This window comes from Streptomyces sp. NPDC096176, from assembly GCF_044763255.1.
Lineage (GTDB): Bacteria > Actinomycetota > Actinomycetes > Streptomycetales > Streptomycetaceae > Streptomyces.
In genome coordinates this window covers 167,928-184,191 of record NZ_JBIWFV010000014.1, presented here as the reverse complement: position 1 = coordinate 184,191, position 16,264 = coordinate 167,928, and the positions used below count along the sequence as shown (strand labels likewise).

General features: G+C 73.2%; 12 protein-coding genes. 8 read left to right on the top strand and 4 right to left on the bottom strand.

What is annotated here, in order from left to right:
• Positions 1-195 precede the first annotated feature (195 nt).
• Together ACIQ7Q_RS30435 and ACIQ7Q_RS30430 are read left to right on the top strand one after the other, a co-directional pair.
• Positions 196-1,737, top strand: coding sequence for an MFS transporter (locus ACIQ7Q_RS30435; protein ID WP_403869114.1), 1,542 nt, complete (start codon positions 196-198; stop codon positions 1,735-1,737).
• Positions 1,738-2,062: 325 nt separating this feature from the next.
• Positions 2,063-2,809: a class I SAM-dependent methyltransferase gene (locus tag ACIQ7Q_RS30430; protein ID WP_403869110.1), complete on the top strand. Its 747-nt coding sequence runs from the start codon at positions 2,063-2,065 to the stop codon at positions 2,807-2,809.
• 579 nt (positions 2,810-3,388) lie between these two features.
• On the opposite strand, the gene ACIQ7Q_RS30425 is transcribed toward ACIQ7Q_RS30430, so the two are convergent.
• Genes ACIQ7Q_RS30425 through ACIQ7Q_RS30415 form a run of 3 tightly spaced genes read right to left on the bottom strand, consistent with a single transcriptional unit; the run spans position 3,389 to position 6,586 of the window.
• Positions 3,389-3,574: a 4-oxalocrotonate tautomerase family protein gene (locus tag ACIQ7Q_RS30425; RefSeq protein WP_403869107.1), complete on the bottom strand. Its 186-nt coding sequence runs from the start codon at positions 3,572-3,574 to the stop codon at positions 3,389-3,391.
• Positions 3,575-3,608: 34 nt separating this feature from the next.
• A complete protein-coding gene (locus ACIQ7Q_RS30420; RefSeq protein WP_403869104.1) occupies positions 3,609-4,871 on the bottom strand; it encodes a DegT/DnrJ/EryC1/StrS family aminotransferase in 1,263 nt (420 codons plus the stop codon).
• Positions 4,868-6,586 (bottom strand): (2,3-dihydroxybenzoyl)adenylate synthase, encoded by a 1,719-nt coding sequence (locus tag ACIQ7Q_RS30415; protein WP_403869101.1) that lies wholly within the window; start codon positions 6,584-6,586, stop codon positions 4,868-4,870. Before ACIQ7Q_RS30415 ends, ACIQ7Q_RS30420 begins: the two co-directional genes overlap by 4 nt.
• A 203-nt stretch (positions 6,587-6,789) precedes the next feature.
• Between ACIQ7Q_RS30415 and ACIQ7Q_RS30410 the strand changes: the two genes are divergently transcribed.
• From ACIQ7Q_RS30410 to pabB, 3 genes are read left to right on the top strand one after another with little or no spacing between them, the layout of a single operon-like run.
• Positions 6,790-7,893 carry an ornithine cyclodeaminase family protein gene (locus tag ACIQ7Q_RS30410; RefSeq protein WP_403869098.1) on the top strand — a complete coding sequence of 368 codons (1,104 nt, stop codon included), beginning with the start codon at positions 6,790-6,792 and terminating at the stop codon, positions 7,891-7,893.
• Between the two features lie 22 nt (positions 7,894-7,915).
• Entirely contained in the window at positions 7,916-9,145 is a 1,230-nt protein-coding gene (locus tag ACIQ7Q_RS30405; RefSeq protein ID WP_403869095.1) for a cytochrome P450, read from the top strand.
• 18 nt (positions 9,146-9,163) lie between these two features.
• Positions 9,164-11,332, top strand: a complete 2,169-nt coding sequence (gene pabB / locus ACIQ7Q_RS30400) for an aminodeoxychorismate synthase component I (RefSeq protein ID WP_403869092.1) — start codon at positions 9,164-9,166, stop codon at positions 11,330-11,332.
• A 22-nt stretch (positions 11,333-11,354) separates the two neighbouring features.
• Here the strand turns inward: pabB and ACIQ7Q_RS30395 are convergent, their stop codons facing one another.
• A complete protein-coding gene (locus ACIQ7Q_RS30395; protein ID WP_403869089.1) occupies positions 11,355-12,221 on the bottom strand; it encodes a prephenate dehydrogenase/arogenate dehydrogenase family protein in 867 nt (288 codons plus the stop codon).
• A gap of 52 nt (positions 12,222-12,273) precedes the next feature.
• Here ACIQ7Q_RS30395 and ACIQ7Q_RS30390 point away from each other — a divergent pair, with 52 nt between their 5' ends.
• The 3 genes from ACIQ7Q_RS30390 to ACIQ7Q_RS30380 all read left to right on the top strand — a co-directional run bounded on the left by ACIQ7Q_RS30390 (position 12,274) and on the right by ACIQ7Q_RS30380 (position 16,252).
• Positions 12,274-12,624: a chorismate mutase family protein gene (locus ACIQ7Q_RS30390; protein ID WP_403869086.1), complete on the top strand. Its 351-nt coding sequence runs from the start codon at positions 12,274-12,276 to the stop codon at positions 12,622-12,624.
• Positions 12,621-13,508, top strand: a complete 888-nt coding sequence (locus ACIQ7Q_RS30385; protein WP_403869083.1) for a N5-glutamine methyltransferase family protein — start codon at positions 12,621-12,623, stop codon at positions 13,506-13,508. The genes ACIQ7Q_RS30390 and ACIQ7Q_RS30385 overlap by 4 nt, the downstream gene beginning before the upstream one ends.
• A 758-nt stretch (positions 13,509-14,266) precedes the next feature.
• A complete protein-coding gene (locus tag ACIQ7Q_RS30380; RefSeq protein ID WP_403869080.1) occupies positions 14,267-16,252 on the top strand; it encodes a thiamine pyrophosphate-dependent enzyme in 1,986 nt (661 codons plus the stop codon).
• The last annotated feature ends 12 nt before the right edge of the window (positions 16,253-16,264 follow it).

Here is a 16,264-nt window from a genome sequence, read left to right as displayed (position 1 = left end):
CCGGCCGAAACCCGCGAGGTCCTCATCGCCTCCCTCGCGATGCTGCGCACCAAGCACGCCGACCTGCCGTCCCGCAAACACGGCAACCCCCCGCAATAAGGGCGCCCGGCGGTCTGATCCCCCCATCCGCTCCCGGGCCCGTCGGGACCCCTGTGGTCCCCCGACCAGCGGGCCCCTACTCCCTGGAGACATCTCTTGCACAGCACCCGGCCGTCCCTTGCGGCCGAACGCGACCCCCGGCGCTGGGTCATCCTCGGCGTGATCTGCCTGGCCCAGCTCGTCGTCCTGCTCGACAACACCGTCCTCAACGTCGCCATCCCGGTCCTCACCACCGACCTGGGCGCCAGCACCGCCGACATCCAGTGGATGATCAACGCCTACGCGCTGGTGCAGTCCGGGCTGCTGCTCACCGCGGGCAGCCTCGCCGACCGCTACGGCCGCAAACTGCTGCTGATGCTCGGACTGGTCCTGTTCGGCGCCGGATCCGCCTGGGCCGCCTTCGCGCAGGACTCCGCGCAGCTCATCGCCGCCCGCGCCGGCATGGGCGTGGGCGGCGCGCTGCTGGCGACCACCACCCTCGCCGTCATCATGCAGGTCTTCGACGACGAGGAACGCCCCCGCGCGATCGGCCTGTGGGGCGCGGTCAGTTCCCTCGGCTTCGCCGCCGGCCCCCTGCTCGGCGGCGCCCTGCTCGACCACTTCTGGTGGGGCTCGATCTTCCTGATCAACCTCCCCGTCGCCGCCCTGGGACTGCTCGCCGTCGCCCGCCTGGTGCCCGAGACGAAGAACCCCGAAGGCAAACGCCCCGACCTTCTGGGCGCCCTGCTGTCCACCCTGGGCATGGTCGGCGTCGTCTACGCGATCATCTCCGGCCCCGAACACGGCTGGACCTCCCCCCAGGTCCTGCTGCCCGCCGCCGGCGGCGCACTGGCCCTGGCCGCGTTCGTGCGCTGGGAGTTGCGCATCCCCTTCCCCATGCTCGACATGGGCTTCTTCACCAACCGCCGCTTCAACGGCGCCGTCGCCGGCGGCCTGCTCGTCGCCTTCGGCATGGCCGGCTCCCTGTTCCTGCTCACCCAGCACCTCCAGCTCGTCCTCGGCTACGACGCCCTGCAGGCCGGCCTGCGCACCGCGCCGCTCGCCCTGACCATCGTGTGCCTCAACCTCGCCGGCATCGGCGCCAAACTCCTCGCCAAACTCGGCACGGCACGCAGCATCGCCCTCGGCATGAGCCTGCTGGCCGCCGGCCTGACCGCCGTGGCCGTCCTCGGCTCCGGCACCGGCGCCCACTACGGCGGCATGCTCGCCGGCCTGCTCCTGATGGGCAGCGGCATCGCCCTGGCCATGCCCGCCATGGCCACCGCCGTCATGTCCTCCATCCCGCCCGCCAAAGCAGGAGCCGGCGCCGGCGTGCAGGGCACCATCACCGAATTCGGCGGCGGCCTGGGCGTGGCGATCCTCGGCGCGATCCTCGGCTCCCGCTTCGCCGCCCAACTGCCCGGCGCGATCACCGGCACCGGCTCCCTCGACGCGGCCCTGCGCGACGCCACACCCCAGCAGGCCCCGCAGATCCACGACGCGTTCGCCGACGCGGTCAGCACCAGCCAACTCATCGGCGCCGCCGCCGTCTTCACCGGCGGCCTGCTGGCCGCCCTCCTGCTGCACCGCGCCGACCGCGCCACCACCGCCGAGGCCGCATCCCCACCGGCCGCCGTCCAGGAGGCCACCACCACCTGACCCCCCCCTCGCCCCGCCCCCGAGCCCGCCCCGGGGGCAGGGCCGCGCCACGGCCCGGCCCCCGGCATCGCGCCTCCCACACCGGCGAGGCTGAACAATGCGCCCCCGCGGCGGCCAGTCGGGCCGGCCGGGGGCGCGCCCGTTGCGCCTGCGCGGTGGAGCTCTGCCGCCACGCCGCCGGGGCGCCGGCCCCGACACCGCGTTCGTGTGACCACCGACTCCCACCACCTGATCTTCGTAGCTTCTGCCAGTACGGGCCTGCTGCCGCGTATGGAGAGACTGCCGGGTGTCCGGGGCGAGGACACCACTACGCAAGGAGTACGCGATGAGCGCGCAGCAGACGTACGACGAGATCGGTGAGGCGTTCGAGGGCTTCAAGGCCCTGCCGCTGGCCCAGTACGTGGAAGCGCCCAGCTTCCTCACCCTGGTCGGGGACGTCACCGGCAAGAAAGTGATCGACCTGGCGTGCGGTACCGGCTTCTACAGCCGCGAACTCAAACGGCGCGGCGCGGCGGACGTGTTCGGCGTCGACATCTCCGGCGAGATGATCGGCGCCGCGCAACGCATCGAGCAGGCCGACCCGCTGGGCGTGCGCTACGAGGCCGGCGACGTGGCCGACCTGTCGCCGGCCAAGGAGCGCTTCGACGTGGCGACCGCGGTGATGCTGCTCAACTACGCGGAGACCGTCGCCGCATTCGAGCACCTGTGCCGCAAGGTGCACGAGAGCCTGAACAGCGGCGGCGAGTTCTTCATGCTCCACCAGAAGCCGGACTACGACTTCTCCGGGCCGTCGCCGCGCCCGTACGGGTTCCTCACCGAGCTGACGGGCGAAGAGACCGAAACCGGGCCCCGGGTGAGGGTCACCGCCTTGCTGCAGGAGGCGCCGATCTCGTTCACCTCCGGCCTGGCGCGCCGCGAGGTGTTCGAGACATGCCTGGCCACGGCGGGGTTCAGCGAGATCACATGGGTGCCCACCGAGGTGTCGCCCGCCGGGATCGCCGCATACGGTGACGGATTCTGGGCGGACTACCGGGCCAACCCGGCCTTCGAGATGCTGCGCTGCCGCGCCTGACGACCGATCGGACCTCCCCGTGGCCCGACCCCTGGATGCCCGGACAAGCGCCGGGCCGCCCACGGCCGGCCCCCCCCGCGCCTCACGCGCCCGCGTGACCGAAGACGGCTCCCCTGGGGGATGCCTCCGCCCGCCGGCGCGCGTGGCCGAAGGCGGCTCCTGTGGGGGAGGTGTCCGTCCGTCGGCGCCTCACGCGCCGGTGTGGCCGAAGGCGGCTCCTGTGGGGGAGGTGTCCGCTCGTCGGCGCCTCACGCGCCGGTGTGGGCCGGCGGTGCGCCGCCGCGCAGGGCCGTTGGGCACCTGGTGGGGGAGTGCCCGCTGCGTGCGTCTCCCGCGCCGGCGGGGCAGCCCGCGCCGGCGGGCCGGGGGCCGGTCGCCGGGACATGCCGCGGCAGCGGTGCACGCTGTCGGCGAGGCGGCGGGAAAGGGCAGCCCGCGTCGGCCGGTCGGGGGCGGTCAGGACCGCCCGCACCCGGCGGCTGATCCCGACACGGCGAGCGGGGGCAGACCGGTGCTCGTGCCACGCGCCGGGCCCGGGCGCGCTCGCAGCCCCCGGGCCCGGCGCATGTCGTCCACGGTTCAGTGGCCGGGGGTGCCGCCCTGGCCCCAGCGGCGCGGGGGGATCGCCGACAGGGCGATCCACGTCTGGTCGCGGATGTCCTCGCCGAACACATCGACCGTGGCCTGGGTCAGACGCTCGATCAGCTCACGCTCGGACTGCTCGTCAAGACGGCGGTCGTAGATCTTCACCTCGATGAACGGCACAGCGCCCACCTCACTTTCTGCTGTCTGCGGCATGTCATATGCGGGCGGCGCCCACCGGGGCCGCGGGGTCGTAGGCCTCGTGCAGGGCGCGGGTGACGGCCGTGACCATGTGGTCGACCTGCGCGTCGCTCAGGCCCGGATGGCAGGGCAGGTTCATGTGCTCCTCGAACCAGATGCGTTCGGCCTGCGGGCACATCCCCGGGCCGTGGCCGCGCAGACGCCACTCGGGGGACAGGTGGAGCGGGAAGTACCGCAGCTGCACCTCCACCCCCAGCGCGTCCAGGACGCGCACGAACCGTTCGCGCACCTGGCGGCCGCCGGTGAGGAAGAACGTGTACAGGTGGTAGGCGTGGCGGCTGTCGGGCGCCGCGCGGTGCAGCCGGGTGCCCGGCACCGTGGAGACGGCCGCATCGAGCCGGCCGGCGATCTCGCGGCGGCGGGCCACGAAACGCTCCAGCGAAGCGAGTTGTACGAGTCCCACCGCTGCTGCCGCTTCCGACATCGTGGCGTTGGTGCCCGCGGCGCGGATCCCGACCGCCCGGTGCCGGTAGACGCCGTCGGCGAACTTCATCCACGGCAGCAGCGCCGGCCCATCGGCCTGCCCGGCGGGCAGCGCCGCATACACGCCGTCGGCCTCGTTGTCGCGGATCCGCAGGATCCGCTCGGCCCACTCGTCGCGCGCCAGTGTGATCATGCCGCCCTCGCCGAGGGTGGTGATGTTCTTCGTGGAGTGGAAACTGAAACAGCCGATGTCGGCCAGCGCGCCCGGCCGCCGTCCCCGGTAGCGGGCGCCCAGCGCGTGCGCGCTGTCCTCGACGACGATGATGCCGCGGCGCCGGGCCAGGGCCATGATGCGGTCCATGTCGGCCACCAGGCCGCCGTAGTGGACCAGCAGGATCGCCCGCGTGCGGTCGGTGATCAGCGACTCCAGCACCACCGGGTCGATGTTGAGGGTGTCGGGGTCGATGTCGCAGAACCGGACCCGCACGTCGTGGTCGAGCAGCGGCTGCACGGTCGCCTGGAACGTCTGCGGCGTGGCGATCACCTCGTCCCCGGGCGCCAGGTCCAGCATCCGCACGGCCATCTCCAACGCGACGGTGCCGCTGGTGACGCTCAGCGCGTGCCGGGCCCCGGTCAGCTCACGAAACCGTTCCTCGAACCTGTCGCGCCACACCCCCGACGTCAACGGCCCGTCGGAGTGCACCAGTTCGGCCAGGGCCGCCAGGTCCGCCTCGCCCACCACGCTGCCGCGCCGCGCGAAGGGAACCCGGTAGCCGCCGGGCCCCGCCGCGTTCACGCCGCCTCACCCCGCCCGGACACGCCGCCGCTGCCGGTGCCGGTGCCGGTGGTGGTGTGTTTGGCGGTGATGTCGGCGGCCAGCGCCTTCTTGTCGACCTTGTTGAGCCCGGTCAGCGGGAACGCGTCGACGACCTCCACATGGTCGGGCAGCTTGTAGGCGGCCAGGCCCCGCGCCCGAAGCAGCCGCCGCAGCTGCGCCAGGCTCGGTGCGCTGCGGCCGGGCGCGGGCACGATGTAGGCGCAGACCTTCTCGCCCAGCACCGGATCGGGCATGGCGACGACCGCCGCCTGCTGCACGTCCTCGTGCGCGCCCAGGTGCCCTTCGACCTCGGTCGCCGACACCTTGTCGCCGCCGCGGATGACGACGTCCTTGACGCGGCCCTCCACCACGATCTCCCCGCTCTCGGTGAGCCGCACCAGATCGCCGCTGCGGTAGAACCCGTCGGCGGTGAACGCGCGGGCGTTGTGTTCGGGCGCCCGGTAGTAGCCGCGCAGCGTGTAGGGGCCGCGGGTCAAAAGTTCCCCGATCTCGCCCACCGCGACGGGCCGGTCCTGGCCGTCCACGACCCGTATCTCGTCCCCCGGCGACACCGGCCGGCCCTGCGTGCCGAGCACCACCTCGGGCGCGTCGTCGTCGCGGGTGAACGTCAGCAGCCCCTCGGCCATGCCGAAGACCTGCTGCAGCCGCACCCCCAGCTCCGGCCCGATCCGGGCGGCGACCTCCCGGTGCAGCTTGGCGCTGCCGACCTGCACCACCTGAAGACTGCTCAGGTCGCGGCCGTGGCCGGTGGCCGCCGCCGCCAGCCACAGATGCACGATCGTGGGAATCAAAGAGGTCAGCGTGACACGTTCGCGTTCGATCAGCGCGAAGCACTCCTCGGGCTGCGCGCTCAGCGCGAACACCACCCGCCCCCCGCTGTGCAGGGTGCCCAGGATGCCGGGGCAGCCGAAGGGGAAGTTGAACTCGGCCGGCAGCACCGCCAGATACACACTGCCCTGGTCCAGGCCGCAGATCCGGGCGGTGATCCGGCTCTGGTAGGCGTAGTCGTCATGGGTGCGCGGGATCAGCTTCGGCAACGCCGTCGTGCCGCCCGACAGCAGGAAGAACGCCACCTGCGAGGCGTCCGGCTCGGGCAGCGGCCGCGGATCACCGTCCACCTCGCACAGCAGCGTCACCCCCTCGGCCTGCGACACCGACACGTCCGCCGGGCCGGTGCCGGTGCCGGTGTCGGTGTCGGTGAGGAACACGTGCCGCAGCTGCGGATGCTCACTGCGCATCCGCACCGCCAGCTCCCGGTGGTCGAATCCGTTGAACGAGGCGGGCACGATGTAGGCGCAGGCCCCCGACAGCCGCAGCAGATGCCCGATCTCGTTGCTGCGGTAGGCGGGCAGCGCGAACACCGGCAGCGCCCCGAGGCGGAACAGCGCGAAGCAGACCGCGACGAACTCCGGTGTGTTCGGCAGCTGCACCAGCACCCGGTCGCCGGCGCCCACACCCCGCTCGGCGAACCCGGCCGCGAGCCGGTCGCACCAGCCGTCAAGGGCCCGGTAGGTGATACGGCGGCGCCCGTCCGCGCTGATCAGCGCCTCCCGCTCGCCGTAGGAGTCGGCCCACTGACCCAGCAGCCGGCCCAGCGGCTCACCGCGCCAGTACCCCTCCTGTCGGTACCTGGCGGCCAGCTCGGCGGGCCAGGGAACGCATCCGTCCAGCATCGTGGGTCCTTTCCCATCTCGTCCCTCGCGTCGCGCCCAGTGTCGTCAGCGCCGTTGACACGCCGCTGATGCGCCGCACCGCGCATGCCGCGTTCCGTCAGGCGCTGATCAGGGCGGCGTCAGCCGGGCCGGACAGGATGAGCGCCGCACGGCCCGGGCACCCTCGGGCACCGGCGACACGATGCGATCAAGGGGAGCACCCGATGGAGACCTGGGTCCTGAGCCGACACGATGTCGCCGAGGTGGTGGCCGCGGTGGGACGCGATGCGCTGATGCGCCGCATCATCGACCGGCTCGCCCAGGGCCTCGCGGAGATCGGCCGCGGCGAGCGGGAACTGTCCCCGCCGCGCGGCGGGTTCGAACGCAGCGATCCCGTGCCCGGCATCTGGGAATGGATGCCGCACCGCGAGCCGGGCGACCACATCACCCTCAAAACCGTCGGCTACAGCCCCGCCAACCCCGCCCGCTTCAACCTGCCGACCATCGTGGGCACCGTCGCCCGCTACGACGACACCACCGGCGCGCTGACCGCCCTGATGGACGGGGTGCTGCTCACCGCCCTGCGCACCGGCGCCGCCTCCGCCGTCGCCTCCCGCCTGCTGGCCCGCCCCGACAGCCGCACCCTGGGACTGATCGGCACCGGCGCCCAGGCCGTCACCCAACTGCACGCCCTGTCCCTCGTCTTCCCCCTCGAACGTGTCCTGGTGTGGGACAGCGAGCCCGCCCACCGCGACAGCTTCGCGCGCCGCGCCGCGTTCACCGGGCTCCCCGTCGAGATCGCCCCGCCGCACACGATCGCCGCGCAGGCCGACATCATCACCACCGCCACCTCCGTGCCCCAAGGCATGGGCCCGGTGCTGCCGGACACCGACGGCATCCGCCCGCACCTGCACATCAACGCCGTCGGCGCCGACCTGGTCGGCAAGACGGAACTGCCGCTGAGCCTGCTGCGCCGCGCCCACGTCCACCCCGACCACCCTCAACAGGCCCTGCACGAAGGCGAATGCCAGCGCCTGAGCGCCCACGACCTGTCCCCGGCCCTGCCCGACCTGTGCGCCGATGCGCAGCGCGCCACCCCCCACCAACGCGCGCTGACCGTCTTCGACTCGACCGGCTTCGCCCTGCAGGACGCGCTGGCGATGGAGGTGTTCTTGGAGGTGGCCGCCGAACGCGACCTGGGCATGAGGCTGCCGATCGAGCACCACCCGGCCGACGCCCTCGACCCCTACGCCCTCCACCCCCGGCGCCCCGCCCAGCACCCACCCCGTGACCGGGAGCAGCCGCTTGCTGTGGCCCCGGCCCGCTGATCACACCCGCGAGGAGAGCACGATGCCCCCCACCACCGCGCCCGCCGCCCGGCCCACGGTCGCCGACGGCGGCTCCGACCTGTTCGCCTGGCTGGCCGCCATGCGCCAGGACCACCCCGTCCACGAGGACGAGTACGGCGCCTTCCACGTCTTCCGCCACGCCGACGTCCTCGCCGTCAGCTCCGACCCCCAGCTCTACTCCTCCCAGCTCAGCCGGCTGCGCCCCACCTCCACGGCGCTGAGCGAACAGATCCTGTCGGTGATCGACCCGCCCCTGCACCGCACCCTGCGCCGCCTGGTCAGCCAGGCCTTCACCCCCCGCACGGTCGCCGACCTTCAGCCGCGGATCACCGAAGTCGCCGCCCAGCTCCTCGACGACCTCGACGGCGACACCTTCGACCTGGTCACCGACTTCGCCTACCCGCTGCCCGTGATCGTGATCGCCGAACTCCTCGGCGTGCCCGCAGCCGACCGCGCCCTGTTCCACTCCTGGTCGCAGAAAATGCTGCAGATGCAGGTCGCCGACCCGGCCGACATGCAGTTCGGCGACGAGGCCGGCGAAGACTACGAACGGCTCGTCAAACAACCCCTGCGCGACCTGCACGCCTACCTCCAGGACCACGTCAGCGACCGCAGGGCCCGCCCCGGCGGCACCGACCTGATCTCCAAACTGGTCACCGCCCGCGTCGAGGGCGAACAGCTCAGCGACACCCAGATCGTCGAGTTCGGCGCCCTGCTGCTGATGGCCGGCCACGTGTCCACCTCCATGCTGCTCGGCAACACCGTGCTGTGCCTGGCGGACAACCCCGAAGCCGAAGCCGCCGCCCGCACCCAGCGCAGCCTGATCGGGCCGGTCGTCGAGGAAGTGCTGCGGATGCGGCCGCCGATCACCGTCATGGCCCGCGTCACCACCCGCGACACCGTCCTGGCCGGCACCCCCATCCCCGCCGGGCGCATGGTCGTGCCCTCCCTGCTGTCCGCCAACCACGACGAGCAGGTCTTCCCCGACCCCGAACGCTTCGACCCCAGGCGCTTCGACGCCGACCGGGCAGCCGGCCGCCAGATCGCCTTCGGCCACGGCATCCACTACTGCCTGGGCGCCCCACTGGCCCGGCTCGAGGGCCGCATCGCCCTCGAGGCCCTCTTCGACCGCTTCACCGACATCACCATCACTGCCGGCGCACCACTGCGCTACCACCGCGACGGGCTGTTCGGTGTGCGGAACCTGCCGCTGACCGTACGGCGACGCTGACACGAAAGGGGGCACCCGGTGCGCACCGTGCGAACCCTGCTGATCGACAACTACGACTCGTTCACCTACAACCTCTTCCAGATGCTGGCCGAGGTGAACGGGAGGGCACCCCTCGTCGTCAAGAACGACGACGAGAGCACCTGGGCGGCCCTGCACGTGGGCGACTTCGACAACATCGTCGTCTCACCCGGACCAGGCCACCCCGCCACCGACACCGATGTGGGCCTCAGCCGCCGCGCCCTGACCGAATGGGACCTGCCGCTGCTCGGCGTGTGCCTGGGCCACCAGGCCCTGTGCCTGCTCGCCGGCGCCGTCGTCGGCCACGCACCCGAACCGGTCCACGGCCGCACCAGCGACGTCCACCACGACGGCACCGGCCTGTTCACGAACATCCCCTCACCGCTGACCGTGGTGCGCTACCACTCGCTGAGCGTGCACAGCCTGCCCGCCGAACTCGAGGCCACCGCCCACACCCGCGACGGCGTCCTGATGGCCGTACGCCACCGCACCCGGCCCCGCTACGGCGTGCAGTTCCACCCCGAATCGATCAGCAGCCAGTACGGCCACCGGATGCTCGCCAACTTCCGCGACCTGTCCCTGCACGCCCGCGGCCGCCGCCCGGCCGGCGCCGAACGCCTCTTCACCCCACCCACCCCCACCACCACGCCCGCGCCCACGCCCACGCCCGCGCCGGCGGCGGAGCAGGCGCAGGGCCCGTACCGGCTGCATGTGCGCGAGGTCGACCACCTGCCCGACGCCCATGCCGCCTTCACGGCCCTGTTCGGCCGAAGCCCGGCCCGCTTCTGGCTCGACAGCAGCCGCGTCGAACCGGGCCTGTCCCGCTTCACGTTCCTCGGCGCCCCCGCCGGCCCGCTCGGCGAAACCCTCACCTACCACACGCACGAACAGGCCGTGCACGTCCGCGACCACCACGGCACCACCACCCGCCACCCCGGCACCCTCTTCGACCACCTCCAACACCGGCTGGCCGCCCGCGCCCTGCCCGCCACCGGCCTGCCCTTCGAGTTCAACCTCGGCTACGTCGGCTACCTCGGCTACGAGACCAAGGCCGACAGCGGCGGCACCGCCGCCCACCGCGCCGACACCCCCGACGGGGCGTTCGTGTTCGCCGACCGGATGCTCGCCCTCGACCACGCCGGCCACCGCGCCTGGCTCCTGGCACTCAGCAGCACCCACCACCCCAGCGGCGCCGAGCAGGCCGAGCAGTGGCTCACCGACGCCGCCCGCACCCTCGCCGCCACCACGCCAGGCCCCCCCTTCACCCTCCTCGCCGACACCGAACTGCCCGACCTGGACGTCCAGTTCCGCCACAGCCTGCCCCGCTACCGCGACCTCGTCGAACAGTGCCGCCGCCTCATAGCCGACGGCGAAACCTACGAGGTGTGCCTGACGAACATGCTGCGCGTGCCCGGCCGGATCGACCCGCTCACCGCCTACCGCGCCCTGCGCACCATCAGCCCCGCCCCCTACGCCGCCTACCTGCACTTCCCCCACTTCGCGGTCCTCAGCTCCTCACCCGAACGGTTCCTGCGCATCGACGCCGCCGGATGGGCCGAGTCCAAACCCATCAAGGGCACCCGCCCCCGCGGCGCCGGCCCCGCCGAGGACGCCGCCATCGCCCGCGCCCTGGCCGCGGCAGAAAAGGACCGCAGCGAAAACCTGATGATCGTCGACCTGGTCCGCAACGACCTCGGCCAGGTCTGCGACATCGGCTCCGTGCACGTCCCCGGCCTGTTCCAGGTCGAGACCTACTCAAGCGTCCACCAACTGGTCAGCACCGTCCGCGGACACCTGGCACCCGGCGTCTCGCGGCCCCACGCCGTCCAAGCCGCCTTCCCCGGCGGATCGATGACCGGCGCCCCCAAGGTGCGCACCATGCACTTCATCGACCACCTCGAAAACGGGCCGCGCGGCGTGTACTCCGGAGCGCTCGGCTACTTCGCCCTGAGCGGCGCGGCCGACCTCAGCATCGTCATCCGCACCATCGTCGCCACCGACCAGGCGGCCACCATCGGCGTGGGCGGCGCCATCGTCGCCCTGTCCGACCCGGACGAGGAGGTCCGCGAAATGCTCCTCAAAGCGCAGACCACCCTCACCGCACTGCGCCAGGCCCACGCCCTGGCCGGCACCCCGGGCCGCGAACTGCTGGCCGGCAGCCTGCGGTGAACCCCGCCGAGCCGGCCGCCGCTCACCGCAACCGGTCGAACATCTGCGCACACAAGGCGGCCAGCTCCGGGCCCTGGTCGCCCAGCACCGAGCGCACCTCGGCGAACAGCTCCTCGAACCCCGCCTCCCCGCCGGCCACCGCCCGCCCCACCCGCTCCAGACCCCGGCCCACCGCCCGGCGGGCCGCCTGCGCACCCGGGTTGGCCGCCTGGATGTCGAAATACACCTCCGGCGTGCCCGACGCGATCCGCGCCGCCAGCGCCAACAGCGCCAGATGCGGCGGCGGGGCACTGGCCCGCAGCGCCCCCACATCCACCGCCAGCTCACCCAGTGCCAGCCCGAACGCCAGCACCGCGGCATGCGTGGCCGCCTGCTGGGCGGCCGTCAGCGCATCGTGCTCGGCCGCCGACATCTCCACCACCCGCGCCCCGAAGCCGGCCACCAGCTCCACCAGCTCCCGCACCCCCGGCCCGCCGGTCACCGTCACCGCCGCCACCGGACGCCCCGCCCACCCCAGCGACGGCGCGAACATCGGATTCAACCCCACCGACTGCACCCCGGGCGCCTGCTCGCGCAGCCGCTCGGCGATCCGGCTCTTGACCGACAACGTGTCCGCCAGCACCGCCCCCGGCCGCATCACCGCCGCCAGCGGCCCCACCGCCTCCAAAGCCACCGGCTCCGGCACCGCCAGCACCACCACATCCGCCCGCGCCAGCACCGCCACCGCCTCCGGCCCCGGCCGCCGCACATCACCGACCACCGCCGAACCCCCCACCGGCGCGGCCACATCCACACACCTCACCTCCACCCCCGCATCCGCCAGCGACCGCCCGAACAGCCGGCCCACCTCACCCGCGCCGCCCACCACCACACCGTGCCCGAACACCACCCGACCCCCTTCACCACTCACCTCGACCGGCCCCCCTCAGCGGAGGAAACCCATGCCCCTGCCCCAGCCCGCCCCGGCCCCCGCGCCCGCCGAGCCGGGCGAAGACCTCGCCCAGCTCCGCGCCCGCCTGGACCGCACCGACACCGCCCTGCTCGACGCCGTCCGCGAACGCCTGCAGATCTGCCTGCGCATCGGCGAATACAAACGCCTCAACCAGGTACCGATGATGCAACCCCACCGCATCGCCACCGTGCACGCCAACGCCGCCCGCTACGCCGCCGAACACGGCATCGACCCCGCCTTCCTGCGCACCCTGTACGACACGATCATCACCGAGACCTGCCGGCTCGAGGACGAATGGATCGCCCGCGGCAGCCAGACGGCGCAAAAGGCCCGCCGATGAACACCACCACACCCGCATCCGCACCCACCCTCGGCGAGGCGCTGCACGAGGCCCACGGCCAACTCACCGGCGCCGGGATCACCCCAACCGCCGCCCGAGCCGACACCCGGCTGCTCGCCGCACACGCCTGCAAAGTCACCCCCACCGACCTGGACGACCACCTCACCGGCCCCGTCCCACCCCGCTTCTGGCAGTACATCGAACGCCGCCTGGCCCGCGAACCCGCCGAACGCATCGCCGGCCACGCCTACTTCATGGGCCACCGCTTCGACCTGGCCCCCGGCGTGTTCGTCCCCAAACCCGAAACCGAAGAGATCACCAAGGACGCCATCGCCCGCCTGAACGCCCTGACCGACGCGGGCACCACCGCCCCCGTCGTCGTCGACCTGTGCGCCGGGCCCGGCACCATGGCCGTCACCATCGCCCGCCACGTGCCCGCCGCCCAGGTCCACGGCATCGAACTCTCCCAGGCCGCCGCCCGCGCAGCCCGCCGCAACGCCCGCGGCACCGGCGCCCGCATCGTCCAGGGCGACGCCCGCGACGCCTTCCCCCACCTCAACGGCACCGTCGACCTCGTCGTCACCAACCCCCCCTACATCCCCATCGGACTGCGCACTTCCAGCCCCGAAGTCCTCGGCTACGACCCGCCCCTGGCCCTGTGGGCCGGCGAGGGCGGCCTCGGCATGATCCGCGCCATGGAACTGACCGCAAGCCGACTCCTGGCACCCGGCGGCGTCCTGCTCCTCGAACACGGCTCCTACCAACTCGACTCCGTCCCCCGCCTGTTCACCGCAACCGGCCGCTGGAGCCACGCCGCCTCCCGCCCCACCTGCAACGACGGCTGCCTGACCGCCGTCCGCAACCACACACCGCCCCCCGCCTGACATGTCTGCGGGGCGCGCCCCGACGCCCCGACCCTACGCCAACACCAAACCGACCACCCCGTTTTCACCCCGGCGCCCGCCCCGGCCCGGCCCGGCGCCCACCCCGCCCCGGCCCGGCGCCCGCCCCGGCGTCCGCCCGGCCCGGCCCTGGCGCCCGCCCCGGCCATGCGTCGGCCGGCGCTCCGCGCCCACGCGTTCGACCACGCGCCTCCGGCACCGGGCCGGCGCGCGTGACCCCGGGGCGCCGGCGGCCACCCACACGTGTGCCCGAACTCCCCGCCCCGACCGGCCCGTTCACGCCCGCCCGCGCCGTCCCCCGAGCCGGGCCTGCGCCTGCGCCTTCGCGCGCCGACAGCCCCCGGCACCTGCATGCAGCGGCGAGGCCCCCTTCGCCCGGTGCATGGGCCCCGCCGCACGGCGGCACCCGCACCGCACCCCAAAAACGCCCCCGGGGCCCGTACCCGAGCCGGCCCCTGCCCCGTGCCGCGAGCAGCCGCGAACGGCCCTGCGCCGGCACCGGAGGCACCCGCCTCCCGCCAGGACCGTCCGGCCGCCGGGCCACCACTCGCGGCGGGCGGGCTGTACACCCCCTGGGGGAGCCAGGCCCGTCGCGCGGGTTCTCCCTCGCGGGAGGGAGAACTCATTCTTTCTCCGTAGCCGCCGGCGGTGAAATACCCCGCGCAGCGCATCAACGCCCCCCGCGATGTTGGTTATTGAGGGCGATGCCCGCAGAGGGCGGACTCCGGCACGATACGTTCGTGACGAACCGGACGAAGGAAACCGGGATATCCGGCATACCCGAACAGCGGCGGACCGCGTTCCTCGAACTCATGCTGCTCTCCCGCGAATGCGACCGCAGATCGGGCATCGTGCTGCGTCAGGGCGAGGCCTGGTTCCACATTTCCTCCGCCGGGCACGAGGCACTTGCCGCCCTGTGCGAACTGCTCGACGCCGACGACCTGATATTTCCCCACTACCGCGACCGGGCCCTGATGCTGGCCCGCGGAATGGACGCGGAAGCACAGGCGCGCGATCTCATGGCCAAGGAGAAGTCCCACTCCGCCGGCCGCAATATGAGCGCCCATTTCGGCCACCGGCCCGGAAACGTCTTCTCCATCGCCAGCCCCACCGGCAGCCAGTGCCTGCCCGCCGTCGGCGCCGCCTGGGCCGCGCAACTGCGCGGCCGCAGCCAGGTGGTCGTCTGCTCCATCGGCGACGCCTCCACCCGTCAGGGCGAGTTCTTCGAAGCCCTCGCCTTCGCCGTCGAGCGGAACCTGCCCGTCGTCTTCCTCGTCAGCGACAACCGCTACGGCATCTCCACCCCCACCGACACCATGTCGCCCCACGCTCTGGGCCTGCTCCCGCCCGAGCGCACCCACAGCGTCGACGGCGCCGACCCCGACGCCGTCCACGCCGCCTCCGTCACCGCCCTGCAGGCCGTGCGCGCGGGCCAGGGGCCCGTCGTGCTGTGGTGCCGCCTGGACCGTCTGGAGTCGCACACCTCCTCCGACGACCACCGCGTCTACCGCAGCGAGCAGGACATCGCCCAGATGCGCGACCCCATCGACCTGTTCGCGGCCAAGCTCACCGCCGAAGGCATCCTCGACGCCGAGCAGCTCGAGCGCACCCGCGACCGCCTGGCCCGCGAGATCGAGGAGATCTACGACCGGGTCGCCACCGAAGCGGCCGCCGACCCGGCACGCATCACCGACCACCTCTTCGCCCCCCGCCCCACCACCACGGAGCCGAACGCGCCGCACACCGAGCCGTGCGGCGGCACCATGGTCGCCGCCGTCAACCGCGCCCTGGCCACCGGACTGGCCCGCCACAGCGAACTCGTCCTGTTCGGCGAGGACATCGACGACCCCAAAGGCGGCGTGTTCGGCTTCACCAAGGGCCTCGGCGAAGCCGCCGGGCCCCGTATGACCAACGCGCCGCTCGCCGAGGCCACCATCGTCGGCGCCGCCGTCGGCCTCGCCGCCGCCGGCATGCGGCCCGTCGTGGAGCTGCAGTTCGTCGACTTCGCCGGCCCCGCCTGGAACCAGATCGCCGCCCAGCTGACCACCCTGCGCTGGCGCACCGCCTCCGCCTGGCAGTGCCCCGTCGTCATCTACGCCCCCTGGGGCGGCTACCTGCCCGGCGGCGGGATCTGGCACAGCCAGAGCAACGAAAGCCTCTTCACCCACCTGCCCGGCCTGCACGTCGTCGTCCCCTCCACCCCCGAGGACACCGAAGCCGCCTTCCTCGCCTCCTTCACCGCCGACGACCCCACCCTGATCCTGCTGCCCAAACACCTCATGCGCCGCCGCCACGAGCCCGCCGACCGGCCGGCCCCCGCCCACGGCGCCCGCACCCTGCGCCACGGCACCGACGTCACCGTCGTCACCTGGGGCAACGGCACCGAACTCGCCACCGACGCCGCCCGCACCCTCGCCGCCGACGGCATCGAGACCGACATCATCGACCTGCGCTGGCTCGTCCCCCTCGACCGCGCCGCCGTCGCCGCCTCCCTGCGCCGCACCGGACGCCTCGTCGTCGTCCAGGAGGACAACCGCACCAGCAGCTACGGCGCCGGCCTCATCAGCGAACTGCTGTGCGCGGACGACGACTTCTACTCCCTGCTCGCCCCGCCGCGCCTGGTGACCCGCGACGACGTGCACGTCCCCTTCCACCCCGACCTCGAACGCGCGGTACTGCCCGCCGCCGACGACGTGGTCGTGGCCGTCCGCTCCACGCTGGCCTGACGCATGACGAAG